Origin of the sequence: Gordonia aquimaris, from assembly GCF_026262595.1 — a bacterium.
GTDB lineage: Bacteria > Actinomycetota > Actinomycetes > Mycobacteriales > Mycobacteriaceae > Gordonia > Gordonia tangerina.
Genome location: NZ_JAPKFM010000019.1, coordinates 48,334 through 65,408 on the forward strand (window position 1 = coordinate 48,334; position 17,075 = coordinate 65,408).

The window sequence follows — 17,075 nt, forward strand, 5'->3', positions numbered from 1 at the left end:
CCATGATCGGCCAACCGCTCGATGTCGACAGCTCCGATCCCGGGCCGGTCGAGTTGCATGCCCGCAACGTGACCTTCGACTGGACCGAGACCCCGCTGCACTGGATACCCGGCCACCCGGTCGCATCGAACTTCATCAGCGTGCTCAATCTGATGCTGCCGGAGGGCGAACGATGGTTCGTGCAGACCTACAACGAGGCGCTGCCCCTGGTCGCCGACGACGAGCTCGCGGCGTCGATGCGCGGATTCATCGGCCAGGAGGCCATGCACGCCGAAGCCCACGACCATGTGCTGTGGGAATTCCTGGACATCCACGGCATCGACCCCCGGCCATATCAGCGGCAGATGGAATGGATCTTCCGCAAAGTGTTGGGTCCCATGGACTCCGGAACACCAGTTGCCCGGCGCAAGCACCTGATCGAACGCCTCTGGCTGATCGCGGCGCTCGAGCACTACACCGCCATCCTCGGGGATTTCGCCCTCAACAACACCTGGGTCGAGACAGGTGCCGACCCCGCAATGACCGACCTGTTCACCTGGCATGGCGCCGAAGAAGTGGAGCACCGTGCGGTGGCCCACGATGTGGCGGTCCATTTCGGTGACAGTTATCTCCGCCGCGGCCGCGCGATGCTGGTGGTGCTACCCATCCTGCTCGTGCTGATCCATCGAGGGTTCGGATTCATCATGAAGCAGGATTGCACGGTGCACTACAACTTCTTTCAGCGCCAGTACCATTACTACCGCGGGGTGCGTGCCGGTGTGCTGCCGAAGATGCGCAAGATCGTGTGGGCCACCTTCAGCTACTTCCGCCCCGGTTTCCATCCCAACGAGATCGGCAGCACCGCGCAGGCGGTGGCCTACCTCGCGGCATCACCGGCAGCGCGCAACGCAAGGTGATCCGGTGAATCAGCGCGCGCACCCGCACAGCACCGAGATGACTTCTCCCCCACCGCATCTCTATGGCCGTTGGCGGCACGATCCGTTGCTGTTGGCCGGCACCATGATTGCGAAGATGTGGTGGCCGTTCTGGCGTCCACTGGCACCGCTGCACGAGCCGCCCACCGACGACGGCGTACGGACCCTGCGGGTCATCGACCGCACCGTGGTGGCCGAGGACGAGAATGTGGTGGCCCTGACCTTCGGCGCCCCGGATGGCGGTCCGCTCCCGCAGTGGCATCCCGGCGCGCACCTCGACCTGCTGCTGGCCTCGGGCCGTATGCGCGAATACTCACTGTGCGGCGACCCCGCCGACCGCCTCCACTACCGGATCGCGGTGCGGCGCATCCCCGACGGCGGTGGCGGATCGATCGAGGTCCACGATACCGTGACCGTGGGCACCGATGTGTCGGTCAAGGGACCACGCAACGCTTTCCCGTTGTCGATCCCCGGGCACGGATCGCCGGCACGCACGGTTCGCTTCATCGCCGCCGGCATCGGCATCACCCCGATCCTGCCGATGCTCGCCGCGGCCGAGCGCTTCGAACTCGACTGGTCGATGGTCTACACCGGGCGCAGTCGCGCGTCGATCCCGTTCGTCGACGAGGTGGCCCGCTACGACGATCGGGTGGTGATCCGCACCGACGACGAACACGGACTACCCTCGATGGACGACCTGTTGGGACCGCTCGACCCGCACACCGGCCGCGCCCCGTCCGGACTCGCGGTGTACTGCTGCGGACCGGTGCCCATGTTGGAGTCCCTACGCGCCCATCTCGCCGACCGACCGGACATCGAACTGCATTACGAACGGTTCAGCCCACCCCCGGTCGAGGACGGCGAGCCGTTCACGGTCACCATCGCCTCGACCGGCCGGCAGGTCGAGGTGAGCGCCGACGAGACTGCGCTGGCGGCCTTGCGGCGTGAGGTCGGATCGGTGCCGTACTCGTGTCAGCAGGGCTTCTGTGGCACGTGCAAGGTGAGAATGTTGTCCGGCGAGCCCGATCACCGCGACAACATCCTCACCGAACCCGAACGAGCCGGCGGCGCATTCCTCACCTGCGTGTCACGCGGTCGCGGGGACCTCACGCTCGAGCTGTGACGCTTCGGTGTCGGGCTGGGCGCGGTGGCCTCGCGGTGCGCCCCGCAGCAGAATCAACGCAGCGAGCGCAGCGGCCGAAGTGATGGCGACGGCCACCCACACCGCGCCGTGGAGTCCGTCGACGAACACCTCCTGCACCGCGATCCGGATCGGGTCGGCCACCGTCGCGGGCGCCTGTCGCGCCACCTCCACGCCGGCCATCACCGAGTCCTCGGCGAGGCCCGACACGGTCTGCGGCAAACCCAACGCAGACAGTCGATCCGCCACCCCCGTGGTGTAGACCGAGGTGAGCACCGATCCCAACACCGCAACGCCCAGGGTGCCGCCGATCTCGCGGGTGGTGTCGTTGACCGCCGACCCCGCGCCGGCCTGCTCGGGGTCGAGCGCGTCCATGATCACCTGTGTGCACGGCCCGGAGATGAACGCGAGGCCCATCGCCATCAGCGACATCGACCAGATGATCAATTCCCAATACCCCGAGGTTCGCGACGACACCTCGACCAGGGCGAAGCCGCCGGACATCAGCAGCGCCCCGGCCACCGCCACCAGTCGCGGCCCGAACCGATGCGACAGCGCCATCGCCACCGGTGAGAACACGGCCATCACCACTGCGAACGGCACCGTGCGCAGGCCGGCCTCGAGCGGACCGTAGCCCTTGACCGCCTGGAAGAACTGGGTGATCAGGAAGATGAAGCCGAACAGTGCGAAGAAGGCGACGCTGATCATCGCTGCGGCGGTGGCGAAGTGGCGGTTGGCGAACAGCCGCACGTTGAGAATCGGATGGTCCACGGTGAGCTCACGCCACGCGAACAGGCCCAGCGCCACCACTGCGACCACCAGACCGCCGATCGTCCGCGGGTCGGTCCACCCGAAGTGCGGCCCCTCGATCACCGAATAGGTCAGCAGGCCCAGGCCCACCACCGACAAGGCGAGTCCGGGCAGATCGAACCGGGAGACGCGCGCGGGCCGGGTGCCCGGGACCACCGCGACGATGGCGATCACGGCGAGTGCGGCGAGCGGCAGATTCACCCAGAACACCGAAGCCCAGGTGTAGTGCTCGAGCAGCCAGCCACCCAGCACCGGACCGATCGCCACCGCGATACCCGAGGTCGCGGCCCAGATACCCACCGCCGCAGCACGTTCGCGTGACCCGACGAAGATCGAGACGATGATGGCGAGGGTGGCGGGAAACACCAGCGCGGCGAACAGGCCGAGTCCGGCGCGTGCCGCGATGAGCTGCCCGAGGGTCTGCGAGGACGCGGCGAGGGCGGAGACCGCGGCGAAACCGGCGATGCCGCTCAGCAGCATCCGCCGATGTCCGAAGCGGTCACCGAGGTAGCCGCCGGTGAGCAGCAACCCGGCGAACACCAGGGTGTAGGTGTCGACGATCCACTGCAGCCCGGAAATCCCGGCATCGAGATCGCGCGCCATGGTGGGCAGCGCGACGTTGACGATCGTGTTGTCGACCATCACCAACAGCTCGGCAAAGCAGAGGGCCGCCAGGGCCCACCAACGAGTACGCATGGTCTTTCCTCCGAAGAAGCGGATATTTAGAACGCTGTCATAGTGTTGTAGCACGTTGTTCTATTCAAGTAGAACGCCGTGCTAGTAGGGTTGTCAACATGTCGCCGACCAAGAATCCGCGCACCCGCGCGACGGAGGTTCGCGCCAACCTGCTGTCCGCGGCGCGCACATTGCTCGAGCGGGAGGGTCCGTCGGCCTTGACCGTGCGGGCGGTGGCGACCGAAGCCGGCGTGGCGCCGATGGGCGTCTACAACCATTTCGACGGCAAGGACGGCCTCCTCGACGCGGTCGTCACCGACGGTTTCCGGGACTTCAGCACGCATATCGCGGCGGTCGACGCCGATGCTTCGGCGCGACTTCTGGCCAGCGGGCACAGGTATCGCGAGTTCGCGGTGGCCCACCCCCGTCTCTACGAGCTGATGTTCTCCACCGAGTGCCACGCCGACGACGAAGTGGCGGCGGCCGCCTTCGGGGTCCTCGTCGACATCGTGCGATACGGCCAGGCAGCAGGCGTCATCCGCGACGGCGACCCCGTGGCGCTGGCCGCGCAGACATGGGCCTGCGTTCACGGGGCGGTGAGCCTGGAACTGACGTCGGCGCATCCGCCGTTCGTCGACGCCGCCGCGAACTACGAGGACGTCCTGCTGTTGATCGCCCGGGGCCTGGCACCGTGACCCGAGAGCGGCAGTCGATCTGGGAGAATGTCGCGGTGACCGAATACCGGATCGACGATCTCGCACGCGCCGCCGGCACCACGACCCGCAACGTCCGCGGCTACCAGGACCGCGGTCTCCTGCCCCGGCCGTTGCGCCGCGGCCGGATCGCGATCTACACCGACGCACATCTGGCGCGCCTCAAAGTGATCAACGACCTTCTCAAACGAGGCTTCACGATCCGCCACATCGGCGAGTTCCTGTCGGGTTTGCAGCGTGGCGAGAATCTGGCCGAGGTACTCGGCGTCGAAGAGCTCGTCTCCGAGCCGTGGTCGACGGCGACCTCGACGACGATCTCCGCCGACGAGCTGCGCGACCTGCTCAACTCGGGGAATCCCGCACACTACGAGCGGCTGGCCGCCTACGGGCTGATCGAGGCCGACGGACCCGGCGACCCACCAGAGCGGTACACGATCCTCGACCAGGAGACCGTGTCCGCCTACGGACGTCTGGTGAAGCTCGGTCTGCCGTTGAGCGGCATCCTCGATGTACACGGTCGGCTCGACCACGAGATGTCGGCCGTCGCGGAGATCGTCATCTCGGCCGGCCGACGCGCCGTGACCGAGGGCCACGAGGATGGGTGGATACCTCGCACCGCAGCCGAATCTGACTGGGCAGCACAACTTTTGGGGGAGCTGAGACGAGCCGGTTCGGTGTCGGCGCACAACGCGCTCGACCGTGCTCTCGATCGCGACCTGGCTCGCCAGCTCAACGACTACCTCAACCGGGCGCGCGCGTCGGCCACGGGCCCTGCGGACATTCCGCCCGCACAATAGACCGGGGCCCGCGACCTCCGCCTCGTCAGAACGGCACGACGATCGGCGGAAGCCCAGGAATCGGATTGGGAATGGTCCGCTGCTGGGGTGGAGGCGGTGCCGGGATCGGCGCCGGAGCGGGGGCCGGCGGAGGCGGTGGCGCCGGTTCGCCCGGAGTACGCCGCTGTGGCGGACCACCCGGCGCCGGATCGGTGGCCGACCACGTGGGCTCTGGCGGTGGGGGTGGGACGTACTGCGCGGCCGGTCGCCGCGCCGCGTCGAGTTGCGTCGGCTCCACCTGACCGGGATTCACCGGATCGGGCTGCTTCGGCCCCGAATCGTCGTCGCCACCGCCGGCAGGGTCGGCCAGGGCCGACGTCTGTTCGTCGCCGACGAATGCGGACAATCCGTCGGGGTTGTCGACATCGTCGCCGGCGAACGCTGCGATCACCGCAGCGAAGACCAGTGCGGTGCCGACGCCGATGATGGCGCAGACCGCGACGATACCGAGGGCGACCCGAGGTTTGGCGAGCCACTGCCGCTTCTCGGCAGGCCGATCCGACGTCGGATCCGTGGCCGGATCGGGCGGCGTCTGCGCCGTGGGGGCCGGTGTCGGCATCGCGCCGCCACCGGCATGCGGCGAGCGCGGCTCCACTACCAGGACCGGTAGCTCGGTCTGCGCTTCGATCGTCGCGACGAGATCGGGAGATGAGTCGTGACCGGTCGAGAGCACTACCGAGCCGACGTGTCCCGGCGCGGTCAGTTCCGCCGTGTGACACATTGCGGCGACATCGCGTTGGCCAGGTCGGCGCATGCGGTCGCGGCGATCAGCGACCACCGCCGCGGTCTCCGGGTCGATCGTCGATACGTGCGCACCGTTCTCGGTGATGTTCACCAGCAGAAACAGCGGCGACGGGTCGATGTCCCGCGCCCGTTGACTCTCCGCGACCTCACGCAGAAAGCCGGCACTGAGTCGGCGCACCGGAGATCTGGTCGTGGCGGCGGCGCCGCGACCGACGGTTGTCACAGAATGAGTCATGGGACCTGATGCCCTGCGGTTTCGAGCAGTTCCGGACCGCACGCCGGCTGGTTGCCGGTTCTCCAAATGACATGGCGATCATCGATCAACCGACCTCGGCACGACGGATCGTCCCAGCGTGCCGCGTTCCCGACAGTAACACGCATCATCGCAGGACACAGTTACAGCCGCATCGCCGGCACAGCCTTGCCGGGCCGGTGCCCGTCAGCCGGGCAAGATGATCGGCGGCAACCCGGGAATCGGGTTGGGGATCACGCGCTGACGCGGACGCGGGCGTGGACGCGGCTGATTCTGCTGCTGTTGGGTCGGCTCGCTGGTGGTGGTGGACGGCGGTGGTGGCGGGGGCGGCGTGTAACGTGCCGCCGCCACCCCCGCGTCCACCACATCGGCCGGGTCCGCATAGGTCGACGTGGGGGCGTCAGTGGTGTGGGTGGCAGCCGACGATGCGGTCGGCCGCTCGGCCGGGTCGCCGTCACCGCTGGCCCCGAATGCGACAGTCACCGCGATCGCCGCTACCACTCCCGCAGCGCCGACGCCCACCAGCAGCCTTGTCGGCATGCGCGGCCGCGACTTTCCGGCGGGCACCGACGGCACCGCAGCGGCGGGTTCGAGAGACCAGTCGCGCGGGTCGTAACCACCCGGGGGCGGGGACGGAACGTCGGTGACCGTGCGCGGTGCCGGGTCGTCGAGCGTCGCGGGGGCATCGAGCAGATATGGGTCGCCGGCTGTGCTCCGCTCGGGTTCGCCGTGGGGCGAAGGTGGCTGACCGGCACGCGCCGCGACATCGTCCGGCCGATGACCGTGGCGATCGTGGGTGGCGGTCACCACTGCAATCGGCTCGGTGATCGGTGTCAGCACATCATCGATCCACGCGACGGGGAAGTCCCCCGATTGAGTGGGTTGCGCGACCGGCTCGGCGTCAGCAGGTTCTGCGGCAACGGATTCCGCGGCAACGGATTCTGCGGGAATCGGTTCGGGGGCAACGGATTCTGCGGGAATCGGTTCGGGGGTAACGGATTCGGGGGCAACGGTGTCGGCGCCGAGGAGTTCCGCGTCGACAGCCTCCGAACCACCGTCACTGTGCGGGAATTCGGTTGTCGCCGAGTCGATGAGCTGCGCCCCGATCGCCTCGCTCGGCATCGGACCGGCCGGCCGCTCGACGACCGATTCACCGACCTCATCGTGCGCGTCATGGCGGCTACGCGGGCCCGCGTCGACCGCCGTCCCGATCGCCAGGACGGGCCACGGTGTGCGCGCGGCGAGCGCCGTGAGCAGACCCGGCCATGTCTGGTGTCCTGGCGCGAGCACCACCGACCGCACGGATTCGGTGGTGGTCGTGGCCACCTCGTCGCAGAGTCGGACGACCTCGTCGGCCAGTGATGCCGTCGCCTCGTCCAGGTCACGTTGGGCGACACGAAAGAACCGCACGTGCTCACGGCCCATGATGAAGGTCGCATCCGCGGTGGCCAGCCGAGCGCGGGCTCGTGCGGCAAGCGTGAGTAACTCCGCGGTCCACTCGTCACCGGTCGGCTCGGCAACACGACCGGTGCTCACGAGATGATCGGCGAGGAGCTGATCGAGCACGTCTGGACGGATACCGGCGGCGGTGCGCTCCCCGATCACCGCTTCCAGTCGCGGGTCGGCCAGCCCCACTCGTAGACCGCCGGGCCGCACGTCGATCACGACGAACGGCAGCTCTGGCGGGATGGCGAGCGCGTTCTGCTGGGCCGAGACGTCAGCGAGAACCGACCGGTCGATCGGACGTGCGTCGAAGTCGGTGGTCGCGTCGACCGACCGATCGTCATCCGTCGAGTCGTCTGTCATCCGATCCGATGCCCTGCGTCCGTGAACACTTCCCCCGGGTGCGCGCCTCGGCGACAACGTCGCTCCATGGCACGCGGTCACGACACTAACATGACCGCCTCACACGTGCGGTCGGGCGATCTCCGGAGCCATCGGATCGCCGCCGGATGCCAGGTCTGCGGGAAAGTAAGAGACCGCAGGCCGCATGGGGCCGCCGAGCGCATGCAACCGCCACCCCGCCGACTGCCAGGCGCCGGCGTCCAGGCAACGCCGACCGTCGACGATGACCCGAGCGCGCACGACGTCGGACAGTTCCTCGGGCACCATGTGCACGAACTCCGCCCACTCGGTCGCCACGACGACGGCGTCGGCGGCCTCACAGGCTTCCACCGCGCTGTCGGCATAGCCCAGCGTCGGATACAGACGACGCGAGTTTCCCGTCGCCTTGGGGTCGAAAACCGTCACGGTGGCGCCGCGCAGCGCCAACTGACCGGCGACGTTGAGTGCGGGCGAGTCCCGCACGTCGTCGCTCTCCGGTTTGAACGCGGCCCCCAGGATCGCGATGTTGGTGCCCAACACGTCGCCGCCGACCGCGTCGGCGACCAGGTCGACCAGCGCGCCGCGGCGACGGGTGTTGATGGCGTCGACCTCCCGCAGGAACCGCAGCGCGCGCCCGGCGCCCACTTCATCGGCGCGGGCCAGGAACCCGCGGATGTCCTTGGGCAGGCAACCGCCGCCGAATCCCAGTCCGGCATTGAGGAATCGACGACCGATGCGGTTGTCGTAGCCGATCGCATCGGCCAGGGTGGAGACATCGGCGCCCACGTTCTCGCAGATCTCGCTGACCGCGTTGATGAACGAGATCTTGGTGGCCAGGAAGGCATTCGCCGATACCTTGACCAACTCTGCGGTGGCCCAGTCGGTTCGAACGAACGGTACGCCGGATTGCAGCATGTCTCGGTAGATCTCAGCGAGCACTCGCGCCGCGCGGGTGTCGTCGCGGTCGGGATCGGCGCCCAGCACCAGTCGGTCGGGTTCGAGGGTGTCCTCGACGGCGAAACCCTCCCGGAGGAACTCCGGGCTCCACACGAGTTCGACGTGTGTGTCAGGTGCGGCGAGCACCGCGATCCGCTGTGCGAGTGCTGCCGCGGTCCCCACCGGCACCGTCGACTTGCCGATGATGAGGTGGTCGCCGCGGACCAGCGGCGTCAGGGCGTCGACCGCCGCCTCGACGTGCGACAGGTCGACCCCGTACCCGCGACGCTGCTGCGGGGTGCCGACGCCGAGGAAATGCACCGAGGCGAAGTCGGCTGCCTCGCGGTGATCGGTGGTGAAGCGCAGCCGTCCGGCGGCCAGATTGCGACGCAACACATCGGACAGTCCGGGCTCGAAGAACGGGACCTCGCCGTTCTGGAGCCGCGCCACCTTGTCGGCGTCGACATCCACACCCAGTACGTCATGTCCCAGCTCGGCCATGCAGGCCGCGTGGGTGGCCCCGAGGTAGCCACACCCGATCACCGTCAACTTCATGGTTCTGTGGGTACGCGGGGTATCCGTCGTCGACGCTACGGTGACGTGACCCGCCCCGATCGATCAGGTGAACACCAGGTCGTCGACGGTGAACGCGGCCCGAATCGGGCGCGGTGTCCTCAGTCGGCGGGCTGGGTGAAGTTCAGATATGCACGCGACGGCGTCGGGCCGCGTTGGCCCTGATACTTCGAACCGACCGACGAGCTGCCGTAGGGATGTTCGGCCGGGCTCGACAGCCGGATCAGGCAGAGCTGGCCGATCTTCATTCCCGGCCACAAGGTGATCGGGAGGTTGGCGACGTTCGACAACTCCAGGGTGATGTGGCCGGAGAACCCAGGGTCGATGAAACCGGCCGTCGAATGCGTCAGTAATCCGAGGCGCCCCAGTGAGGACTTACCTTCCAGACGTCCGGCGAGGTCGTCGGGCAAGGTGCAGACCTCGAGGGTTGAACCGAGCACGAACTCGCCCGGGTGCAGGACGAACGGTTCGCCCTCCGCGGGTTCGACGAGAGACGTCAGTTCATCCTGCCGCTGCGCCGGGTCGATGTGGGTGTACTTCGTGTTGTTGAAGACACGGAAGAGCCGATCGAGTCGCACATCCACGCTGGACGGTTGGACCAGCGCGGGATCGAACGGCTCGAGCGCCAACCGTCCGTCGGCGATCTCGGCACGGATGTCGCGGTCGGAGAGGAGCACGTTGTGAGGTTATCCGACGCGGGCCGGTGAACGACGGATGGCCGCCGGCTGTCGAACCGAATGCGAATCGTTCCGAAGCATGGTCAACGGGTCGAATCGTCTTCTACAGTGAGCCGCGTGATGCTCGCGTGATCGCTGCGTGACATGCGCGAGACAACGACCGTAGGTGGGTCCGGGGCGAACCCGGCGTCGCGTGTGGGAAAAAGGGGCACATGCGCAAGCGTGGGGGTCGGCTTTGTCGGATGTGAGTGGTCACGCCGGACGGCGGGCGCTGGTGGTGGGGATCGCCGTAGTAGTGGTGACCGCGGTGGCGATGTCGTTCGGCACCGAGCGGGGCGTCGGCGCACTGGCCTCGGCGGCGCCGACCGTACCGTCGGCTGCAGTCCCATCGAGGACGACGGCCGACCCAGAGGAATGCGTCGGGTCACGGTTCGCGACCTTCGGCGCCGTCTACGACGCGATCTTCGATTCGTTGCTACCGACGATGCCTGCCGATATCCAGCAGCGTGCACCGTCGATCAAGGCGCGCGCCCATCGCGATATGCAGGGGCTGCGAATCTCGAAACTCGCGGTCTCCAATCACCCCTACGACCTCGGCGCCGACGACGAGGACCCGATCATGACCTACCGGGACCCGATCTCGCAGTGGATCGTCACGCAGTTGCTCAACGTGCGCAACGGCGAGGCCACCGAGGCGGTTCCGGCGGAGAACCTGACCGTCGCGCAGGCGGTCGAGACGGTGTGGCTGTACCTGTACGTCACGGTGATGGTTCCGCTCACCATTGCACGCCGGACCATACCGTCGATCGCGACGATCGCCGGGCCGATCTCGGTCGGCACGTTGATCACGTTGCCGATCCTGCTGGGGGTGTTTGCCGCGACACAGGTGTACCAGGCCGTGAGTGCACGTCTGGTCGAGGCGTGCATCGTGTCGGTGACGCATTCGGAGAAGGAGAATGCCGGCAAGTCGGTGAAGGATCTACGCTTCACCCGGGCCGTGCCCGGCCTGCTGCGCGACATCGCCGGTCAGGTGGACCTCGCCGACCCGGAGAACTGCCCGTCGATCGGCACGCTGCCGCTGTCGCGGATCGTCGAGCGTACCTCGAATTATCTCCAGTCGATCACCACTGATTCGGCAACCGATCGCCGGATCGCTGCGATGGGTGACGGTGTGGCGCAGTGGATGCGGAACACCCGGGTCCATCAGAATCTCATCCCGGCCGATCCCGCCGACTACAACACCGCCGAGTACGCGATCTCACAGATCGGCGTGTTGATCCCGTACGTCGGTGGCGCACCACTCGACGTGGTGATCGGGTTGAGCCACAACCGCAATCAGGGTGCCGACTTCGCGGCGACGGCCCCGATCGCCGATCTTTCGGTGACGAAGACGTTGACCGCGGCTTACTACGCGTACGCATTGACCGCACACATGGTCGAGTTGGCCTGGTCGGAAGCCGGGGTCGATCCGGCCGCCGCCCTGCTCAACGACCTGCTTCCCGACGCCGGCATCACTGCGGACATGATCCCGAAGTCCACCGGCCTCGTCGGCGCACCCAACCTGTATGGACTTGTGGTGTACCACAACGTATTGCGGTCGATGTGCCTGGCCGAGGACAAGCGTCCGGCTGGAACGGGAGCGACAACGAAGCGAGGGTCGGTGTCGGCTGCGCGGTGGTAATGGACGCCGTCAGGCCCGGCGGCGAGGCCGCACGGCCCGCTCGGTGATCGCCAGCACCACGCGCCGAGGCGCAAACCGGTTCGAGACGGCCATGATTCGGTTCTGCATGCCATCGACCACGCTCGGTTTACCGGCGTCCAAAGCACGCAAGGCGGTGTCGACGACCTGGCGTGTCGAGCGCCGCGCACCGACAGCCGCGTCGTCGGAACCAGCCACGTCGAAGAACTCGGTATCGGTGGCGCCCGGACACAGAGCGAGAACCTTCACACCGTGCTGCCGACCCTCCCACCAGAGAGCCTCGCTCAGCGACAACACATACGCCTTCGTGGCGCCGTAGACCGCCATGTGTGGGATCGGTTGAAACCCTGCGGTACTGGCCACATTGACGATGGTTCCGGCGCCACGCTGCGCCATCCGCTGAAAGAAGACCGTGGTGAGATCGGTCAGGGTAGCGACGTTGAGGGACACCTCGCCACTGATCCGCCCTGGGTCGGCGTCGACGAGATCGCCGTGGGTGCCGAAACCCGCGTTGTTGATCACCATGTCGACGGTCAGTTTTCGCTTGTCGATCTCGGTGATCAGGGTGTGCGCAGCCCCCGGTACCGACAGGTCGCAGGCGATGACCTCGGCGCGAATGCCGTGCCGGCCGGCCAGTTCATCGGCCAGTGCGGCGAGCTTGGCCTCTGTGCGGGCAACGAGGATCAGATGAGAACCCCTGGCCGCCAGCGTGCGGGCGAACTCGGCGCCAATGCCGCCGCTGGCGCCGGTGATGAGTGCGGTTGTGTCGCGGTGGTCCACGGTTCGCTCCTGTCGGTCAGGCTGTCGGAAGGTTGAGGATGCCGAGCCCGGCGAACGCGAGGTCGGCGAGAATCTCGGCGTGACGCTCCAATTGGGGGCCGCGGTCCGCGGGTGTGCCGGCGTCGGCGAGACTCTTGATGCCGTGGAAGGCACCCACGAGGACAGTCGCCACCCCGCCCGCGTCGAGTTCGGCACGGAATTCTCGCGTCTTCTGGCCGGCTCGGATGATGCCGGCGAGCAACTCCACCCACGCATCGGTCGGCTGGGCCACGTTCCCGTCGAGCGCGCCGTCGGCACCGAGTTCGCCGGCCAGCCGGACGACGCTCCAGGCACCGGGTTCGTGCTTGAGCAGGTCGAGCATCGCCGGGAGCAGGTCGGCCAGCTGCTCGGTCGGTGTCTGGTGGGCCAGGACCCGCTTCTCCACCTGGTCGACCCATCGTTGCTCTTGGTCGGCGATGACAGCCGAGGCCAACGCCGCCTTGGACGGGAAGTAGAAGTAGAACGCACCTTTGGTGAGTCCCGATGTTTTGATGAGCTCACTGAATTTAGTTGCCGAATAGCCCTTTTCAGCGAATCCGATGGCCGCGACCTCGAGCAGGCGGGCTCGCGTTGCGGCGCCTTTGGCCGTGGAAGGTTGTGGAGAGCTCACACCTGCCAAGAGTAAACCTGTCGGTTGGTTTTTACAAACCTCCCGGTAGGTTCTTCGCCCGTGCTGGAGTGACGGACGCCTGCTCAGCCCTGTGCGCTGGGCCGGACGGCCAGTTCGGCGACGGCCGGTGCAAGCCGCCGCGGGACGAGTTGGCTGACTGCAACGGCGACCAGGTTGTACAGCCCGTCCACGACGCTGGGCTTGCCCGCATCGAGAGCCCGAAGCGCCGTGTTGACGACCTGGCTCGTCGACCGTCGCGGTCCGACGGAATCGGCGTTGGCGCCGGCAGCTTCGAAGAACCCGGTGTCGGTGGCCCCCGGACACACGGCGAGCACCTTGACCCCGTTCTGCTTCCCCTCCCACCACAGCGCCTCACTGAGAGACAGCACGTAGGCCTTGGTGGCCGCGTATACGGCCAAGTGCGGAACCGGTTGGAAAGCAGCGACACTCGCCACGTTGATGATCGCTCCTGCGCCCAGTTGTGTCATCCGTGACATGTAGACGGCGCAGAGGTCGGTCAACACCCCGACATTGAGTGCGACCGCGTCACGAATCCGCGCCGGATCGGACTCCGCGAAATCGGCGTGCATCCCGAACCCAGCGTTGTTGACCAGGATGTCGACGGCGAGTCCCCTACGATCGAGTTCCTCGACGACGTCGTCGGACGCGCACGGCTCCGACAGATCCGCCGCCAGGTACTCGGCACGTATGCCATGACTGTCGTGCAGGTCGGTGGCGAGTTCCTTGAGCTTGGCCTCATTGCGCGCGACCAAGATGACATTGGCTCCGCGGGCAGCGAGACCCGTCGCGAAAGCGGCGCCGATACCTCCACTGGCGCCGGTGATCAGGACGGTCTTGTCGCGGTAGTCCACGCGTGACTCCTTCGTCGGGCATGTGCGGTCCGTCGAGTATGGAACCCACCTGCACCCCACGTCTGCCGAACGGCAGTCACCGCCACCGAACGACCCGTCACACCATCCACCGGGGCGTCGGCATCACCGCATGTCCGACCGTTTGCTAGGCTGTCGTTCGCGAGTCTCGGCTCGCACGCCGATGTAGTTCAATGGCAGAACATCAGCTTCCCAAGCTGAATACGCGGGTTCGATTCCCGTCATCGGCTCCACGTTTGAGTCAGATCGTGCTCAATACTCACTGTGAGCGCAGATGCCAACCACAGACGCTGTCCACGGCAAGAGGCGGGACAAGCGGCGCGTTTCGGGCTTGGACACGTCGCGAAGGGCCTGGCGTGATTCGTGAACCTGACGGCGTCGGCGTTCTGGTGAGCGGAAGTTTTGGCTATGACTTCGACCATGGCCAAGCAACGTCGGGTTCCCGTACGGCAGCGCCGGAACGGACCAAAATGGCGGTCCGGTCTCGAAGGTGCCGCCGTCTCCCCCACGCCGACTCCGGCGTGCGGGGGATCGGAGGTTCGTTCGTTCACGCGAATGAACTTCCGACCTTTCGTGATCGGCTGCGCGGGGCCGCACCACGGACGGTACATCGGCACAATTCGGCTGCACCCACCAAAAGCCACCTCGAAACCATCTGTCCCCCAATAGATTATGCGCCGCAATGTCGTTGCTTCCGGTCCGACCCGGATGGCCGCTGACACTCCTGATCGAGACAACTCCCGACCACCCCCTTGGCAGAGTCCGACCTCCACATCCGCTACGGTCGGCCCGTCCGGCTGATCGTGCCGATCATGCCGTCGGGGAATCAAAGGGGAACTCTCATGCAATTGTCGCGTGTGCGCACGACGTCGCTCAAGATGATCGCCGGTGCGGTCACCGTGTCCGCAGCAGTCCAGTTCGGCCAGCTCGCCGGGCCTGCCGCCGCAGCTGCGCCGGCGGTGCAGCCGGTGACCACTGCGCCGGCGCAGCTGACGACTGGTGCGTCCGAACAGGTGATGAAGGTGATCCCGTCGACGCAGTCGGATCGGCTCACCGGGAAGCCGGCGGCAACCACTCCGACCGATGTCGCCGATGAGGTGATCGTGCTGCCGGCATCCGCGATTCCGACCAGGGCACCCAACGTCAACCCGTGGGCCTTCACCCCCGCCGACTGGCAGCGAATCGGCAGCGATGCGCAGACCGGCGCGCAGGTCGCGGGCTATGTCACCTTGGTGCCCCTGTTGGCCTTCGAGACCGTGGCGCTCATCGGCGGCGCGGCAGCGGGAGGCGTGATCGGCGCCGCGATCGGTGCCGGCATAGGCGGCCTGGCCGGCGGGATCGGCGCGATTCCCGGCGGTGTCATCGGCGGAGTGATCGGAGTTCCGGTCGGATTCGTGGCCGGAGCGGCGGCGACCCTCGCGGTCAGTTGGACGGCTGCGGGTGTCGGTGCGGCACTGGGCGGCGTCGGTACTGCGATGATGATTCACGACGAAAAACTCGGCCTGCGCAAGGGCGACGGAGCAAAAACCCTCGGGAACAACAACCTCGGCATGCCGACGACGGCACAGTGGCACAAGACCCAGCGGGACGTCGAGCAGACGGTACGCACGACGATTGACAAGACGCTCGACGACGCCAACAAGCAGTTCAACGGAGCCATCAAGGGCATCACAGACGCGCTATCCAAGCTTCCGTGACCCCGATCGCCGAAAGCTGACATTCTTCCCCGGGCATCGTTTCCTTCCCGCCTGTTACTCGGCGGCGAGCGAAACGAAACCCGGGGAAGAACACGTGTGGCAGTCGGCCTGTCCGGGCGGGGCGTGCGTGCTACAACCGTCCGGGGGGACTCGGGCAAGGAGGCCGTCATGTCACACGGAATCGACATCACCCGCGACGACAGCATCGGGGTGATCACCCTCACCGATGCACGTCGCCGCAATCCGTAGTCGACCGAGACGATGACGGCGATTACGGCCGCGCTGCACGAGTTCGGCCTCACGTCCGAGGTCCGGGTGATCGTGATCCGGGCACTCGGTCCGGCCTTCTCCGCCGGCCACGACCTGTCCGAACTGGTCGACCGGACTCTCGACGACGAACGCGCGGTGTTCTCCGCGTGCACCGAGATGATCTCGGCGGTGCACGCCGTTCGGCAACCAGTCATCGCCGAGGTCGCCGGCTTTGCCTTCGCCGCCGGTTGTCAGTTGGTCGCGACGTGTGATCTCGCCGTCGCCGCACGCTCGGCCATGTTCAGCACGCCGGGCGTCAAGATCGGCCTGTTCTGCTCCACCCCGATGGTCGCCCTCAGCCGGGCCGTCGGGCGCAAACGCGCCATGAAGATGCTGCTCACCGGCGACGCAATCGACGCGACCACGGCCGCCGACTGGGGCCTGGTCAACGACGTCGTCGACGACGACGCGCTGGGCTCGACAGTCATGGACCTGGCGCAGAAGGTGGCGGCGTCGAGCGCGATGACGGTTGCTATCGGCAAGAAGGCCTTCTACCAGCAGATCGATGAGAGCGAAGCAGACGCGTATGCGCTCATGCAGGAGACGATGGCGACGAACGCACTGACCTGCGACGCCCAGGAAGGGATGTCTGCGTTCCTCGGCAAGCGTGATCCGGTGTGGACGGACTCATGATCGGCCGAGACACCGTGACCCGCTTCTGAGCATCACTGTTTCTTCGTCAAGGACGATTCCTTGTGTGCAGCCTTGGCGCCGGTCTTCGACGACTCCACGATCCAGTACGGCTCCTCCTTGCTGGCATTGAACTTTTGCCCCTCGAAAGTGAACTCCGAGACCCGCTTCTCGCGGGCGTGTCCTTCCGTCGTGCCCTGCGACGTGTTCCATTCGACCTTGTCGTCTTTGCTGATCGCCATGTCACGAGCATGCCCCGCCGCAGCCTCGAGGAAACGGCCTACGACGCCGATGGTGTGAAGTCGAGACACAACGCCGGACAGAT

15 protein-coding genes, 1 tRNA gene and 1 pseudogene are annotated in these 17,075 nt (G+C 67.0%); 8 read left to right on the top strand and 9 right to left on the bottom strand.

Annotated features, from left to right (window positions below):
- Positions 1-2 precede the first annotated feature (2 nt).
- The gene (locus OSB52_RS16995; RefSeq protein ID WP_235721906.1) at positions 3-896 is read left to right on the top strand and encodes a metal-dependent hydrolase; all 894 of its coding nucleotides are present in this window, start codon (positions 3-5) and stop codon (positions 894-896) included.
- Between the two features lie 4 nt (positions 897-900).
- Positions 901-2,037, top strand: a complete 1,137-nt coding sequence (locus tag OSB52_RS17000; RefSeq protein ID WP_266062818.1) for a PDR/VanB family oxidoreductase — start codon at positions 901-903, stop codon at positions 2,035-2,037.
- Here the strand turns inward: OSB52_RS17000 and OSB52_RS17005 are convergent.
- Positions 2,002-3,561 (bottom strand): DHA2 family efflux MFS transporter permease subunit, encoded by a 1,560-nt coding sequence (locus tag OSB52_RS17005; protein WP_266062819.1) that lies wholly within the window; start codon positions 3,559-3,561, stop codon positions 2,002-2,004. The two genes, OSB52_RS17000 and OSB52_RS17005, sit on opposite strands and share 36 nt — an antisense overlap.
- Positions 3,562-3,659: 98 nt before the next feature.
- Between OSB52_RS17005 and OSB52_RS17010 the strand changes: the two genes are divergently transcribed.
- Together OSB52_RS17010 and OSB52_RS17015 are read left to right on the top strand one after the other, a co-directional pair.
- Positions 3,660-4,235 carry a TetR/AcrR family transcriptional regulator gene (locus OSB52_RS17010; protein WP_235721903.1) on the top strand — a complete coding sequence of 192 codons (576 nt, stop codon included), beginning with the start codon at positions 3,660-3,662 and terminating at the stop codon, positions 4,233-4,235.
- Positions 4,236-4,270: 35 nt separating this feature from the next.
- A complete protein-coding gene (locus OSB52_RS17015; protein WP_266062820.1) occupies positions 4,271-5,050 on the top strand; it encodes a MerR family transcriptional regulator in 780 nt (259 codons plus the stop codon).
- A 25-nt stretch (positions 5,051-5,075) separates the two neighbouring features.
- On the opposite strand, the gene OSB52_RS17020 is transcribed toward OSB52_RS17015, so the two are convergent.
- The 4 genes from OSB52_RS17020 to dcd form a co-directional block, all read right to left on the bottom strand.
- The gene (locus OSB52_RS17020) at positions 5,076-6,068 is read right to left on the bottom strand and encodes a hypothetical protein (RefSeq protein ID WP_266062821.1); all 993 of its coding nucleotides are present in this window, start codon (positions 6,066-6,068) and stop codon (positions 5,076-5,078) included.
- Positions 6,069-6,272: 204 nt separating this feature from the next.
- Positions 6,273-7,892: a hypothetical protein gene (locus tag OSB52_RS17025; RefSeq protein WP_266062822.1), complete on the bottom strand. Its 1,620-nt coding sequence runs from the start codon at positions 7,890-7,892 to the stop codon at positions 6,273-6,275.
- Between the two features lie 99 nt (positions 7,893-7,991).
- On the bottom strand, positions 7,992-9,401 hold the full coding sequence (locus tag OSB52_RS17030) for a UDP-glucose dehydrogenase family protein (protein ID WP_266062823.1): 1,410 nt from the start codon (positions 9,399-9,401) through the stop codon (positions 7,992-7,994).
- 119 nt (positions 9,402-9,520) lie between these two features.
- The gene (gene dcd / locus OSB52_RS17035) at positions 9,521-10,096 is read right to left on the bottom strand and encodes a dCTP deaminase (RefSeq protein ID WP_235721898.1); all 576 of its coding nucleotides are present in this window, start codon (positions 10,094-10,096) and stop codon (positions 9,521-9,523) included.
- A 244-nt stretch (positions 10,097-10,340) separates the two neighbouring features.
- On the opposite strand from dcd, the gene OSB52_RS17040 reads away from it, so the two are divergent.
- Positions 10,341-11,777, top strand: a complete 1,437-nt coding sequence (locus OSB52_RS17040; protein ID WP_266062824.1) for a hypothetical protein — start codon at positions 10,341-10,343, stop codon at positions 11,775-11,777.
- A gap of 9 nt (positions 11,778-11,786) precedes the next feature.
- Here the strand turns inward: OSB52_RS17040 and OSB52_RS17045 are convergent, their stop codons facing one another.
- From OSB52_RS17045 to OSB52_RS17055, 3 genes are all read right to left on the bottom strand, one after another.
- Complete coding sequence (locus tag OSB52_RS17045) at positions 11,787-12,575, bottom strand: SDR family NAD(P)-dependent oxidoreductase (RefSeq protein WP_266062825.1); 789 nt, start codon at positions 12,573-12,575, stop codon at positions 11,787-11,789.
- Positions 12,576-12,591: 16 nt separating this feature from the next.
- Positions 12,592-13,224: a TetR family transcriptional regulator gene (locus OSB52_RS17050; RefSeq protein WP_266062826.1), complete on the bottom strand. Its 633-nt coding sequence runs from the start codon at positions 13,222-13,224 to the stop codon at positions 12,592-12,594.
- An 83-nt stretch (positions 13,225-13,307) separates the two neighbouring features.
- The gene (locus OSB52_RS17055) at positions 13,308-14,096 is read right to left on the bottom strand and encodes an SDR family NAD(P)-dependent oxidoreductase (RefSeq protein ID WP_266062827.1); all 789 of its coding nucleotides are present in this window, start codon (positions 14,094-14,096) and stop codon (positions 13,308-13,310) included.
- 177 nt (positions 14,097-14,273) lie between these two features.
- Between OSB52_RS17055 and OSB52_RS17060 the strand changes: the two genes are divergently transcribed.
- The 3 genes and pseudogenes from OSB52_RS17060 (at position 14,274) to OSB52_RS17070 (ending at position 16,753) form a co-directional block, all read left to right on the top strand.
- Positions 14,274-14,347: transfer RNA gene (locus OSB52_RS17060), tRNA-Gly, on the top strand.
- Between the two features lie 609 nt (positions 14,348-14,956).
- Positions 14,957-15,811, top strand: coding sequence for a hypothetical protein (locus OSB52_RS17065; RefSeq protein ID WP_266062828.1), 855 nt, complete (start codon positions 14,957-14,959; stop codon positions 15,809-15,811).
- 168 nt (positions 15,812-15,979) lie between these two features.
- Positions 15,980-16,753 (top strand): annotated as a pseudogene (locus OSB52_RS17070) (enoyl-CoA hydratase-related protein).
- Between the two features lie 32 nt (positions 16,754-16,785).
- Here the strand turns inward: OSB52_RS17070 and OSB52_RS17075 are convergent.
- Positions 16,786-16,992: a hypervirulence associated TUDOR domain-containing protein gene (locus OSB52_RS17075; protein ID WP_235722016.1), complete on the bottom strand. Its 207-nt coding sequence runs from the start codon at positions 16,990-16,992 to the stop codon at positions 16,786-16,788.
- Between the last annotated feature and the right edge of the window lie 83 nt (positions 16,993-17,075).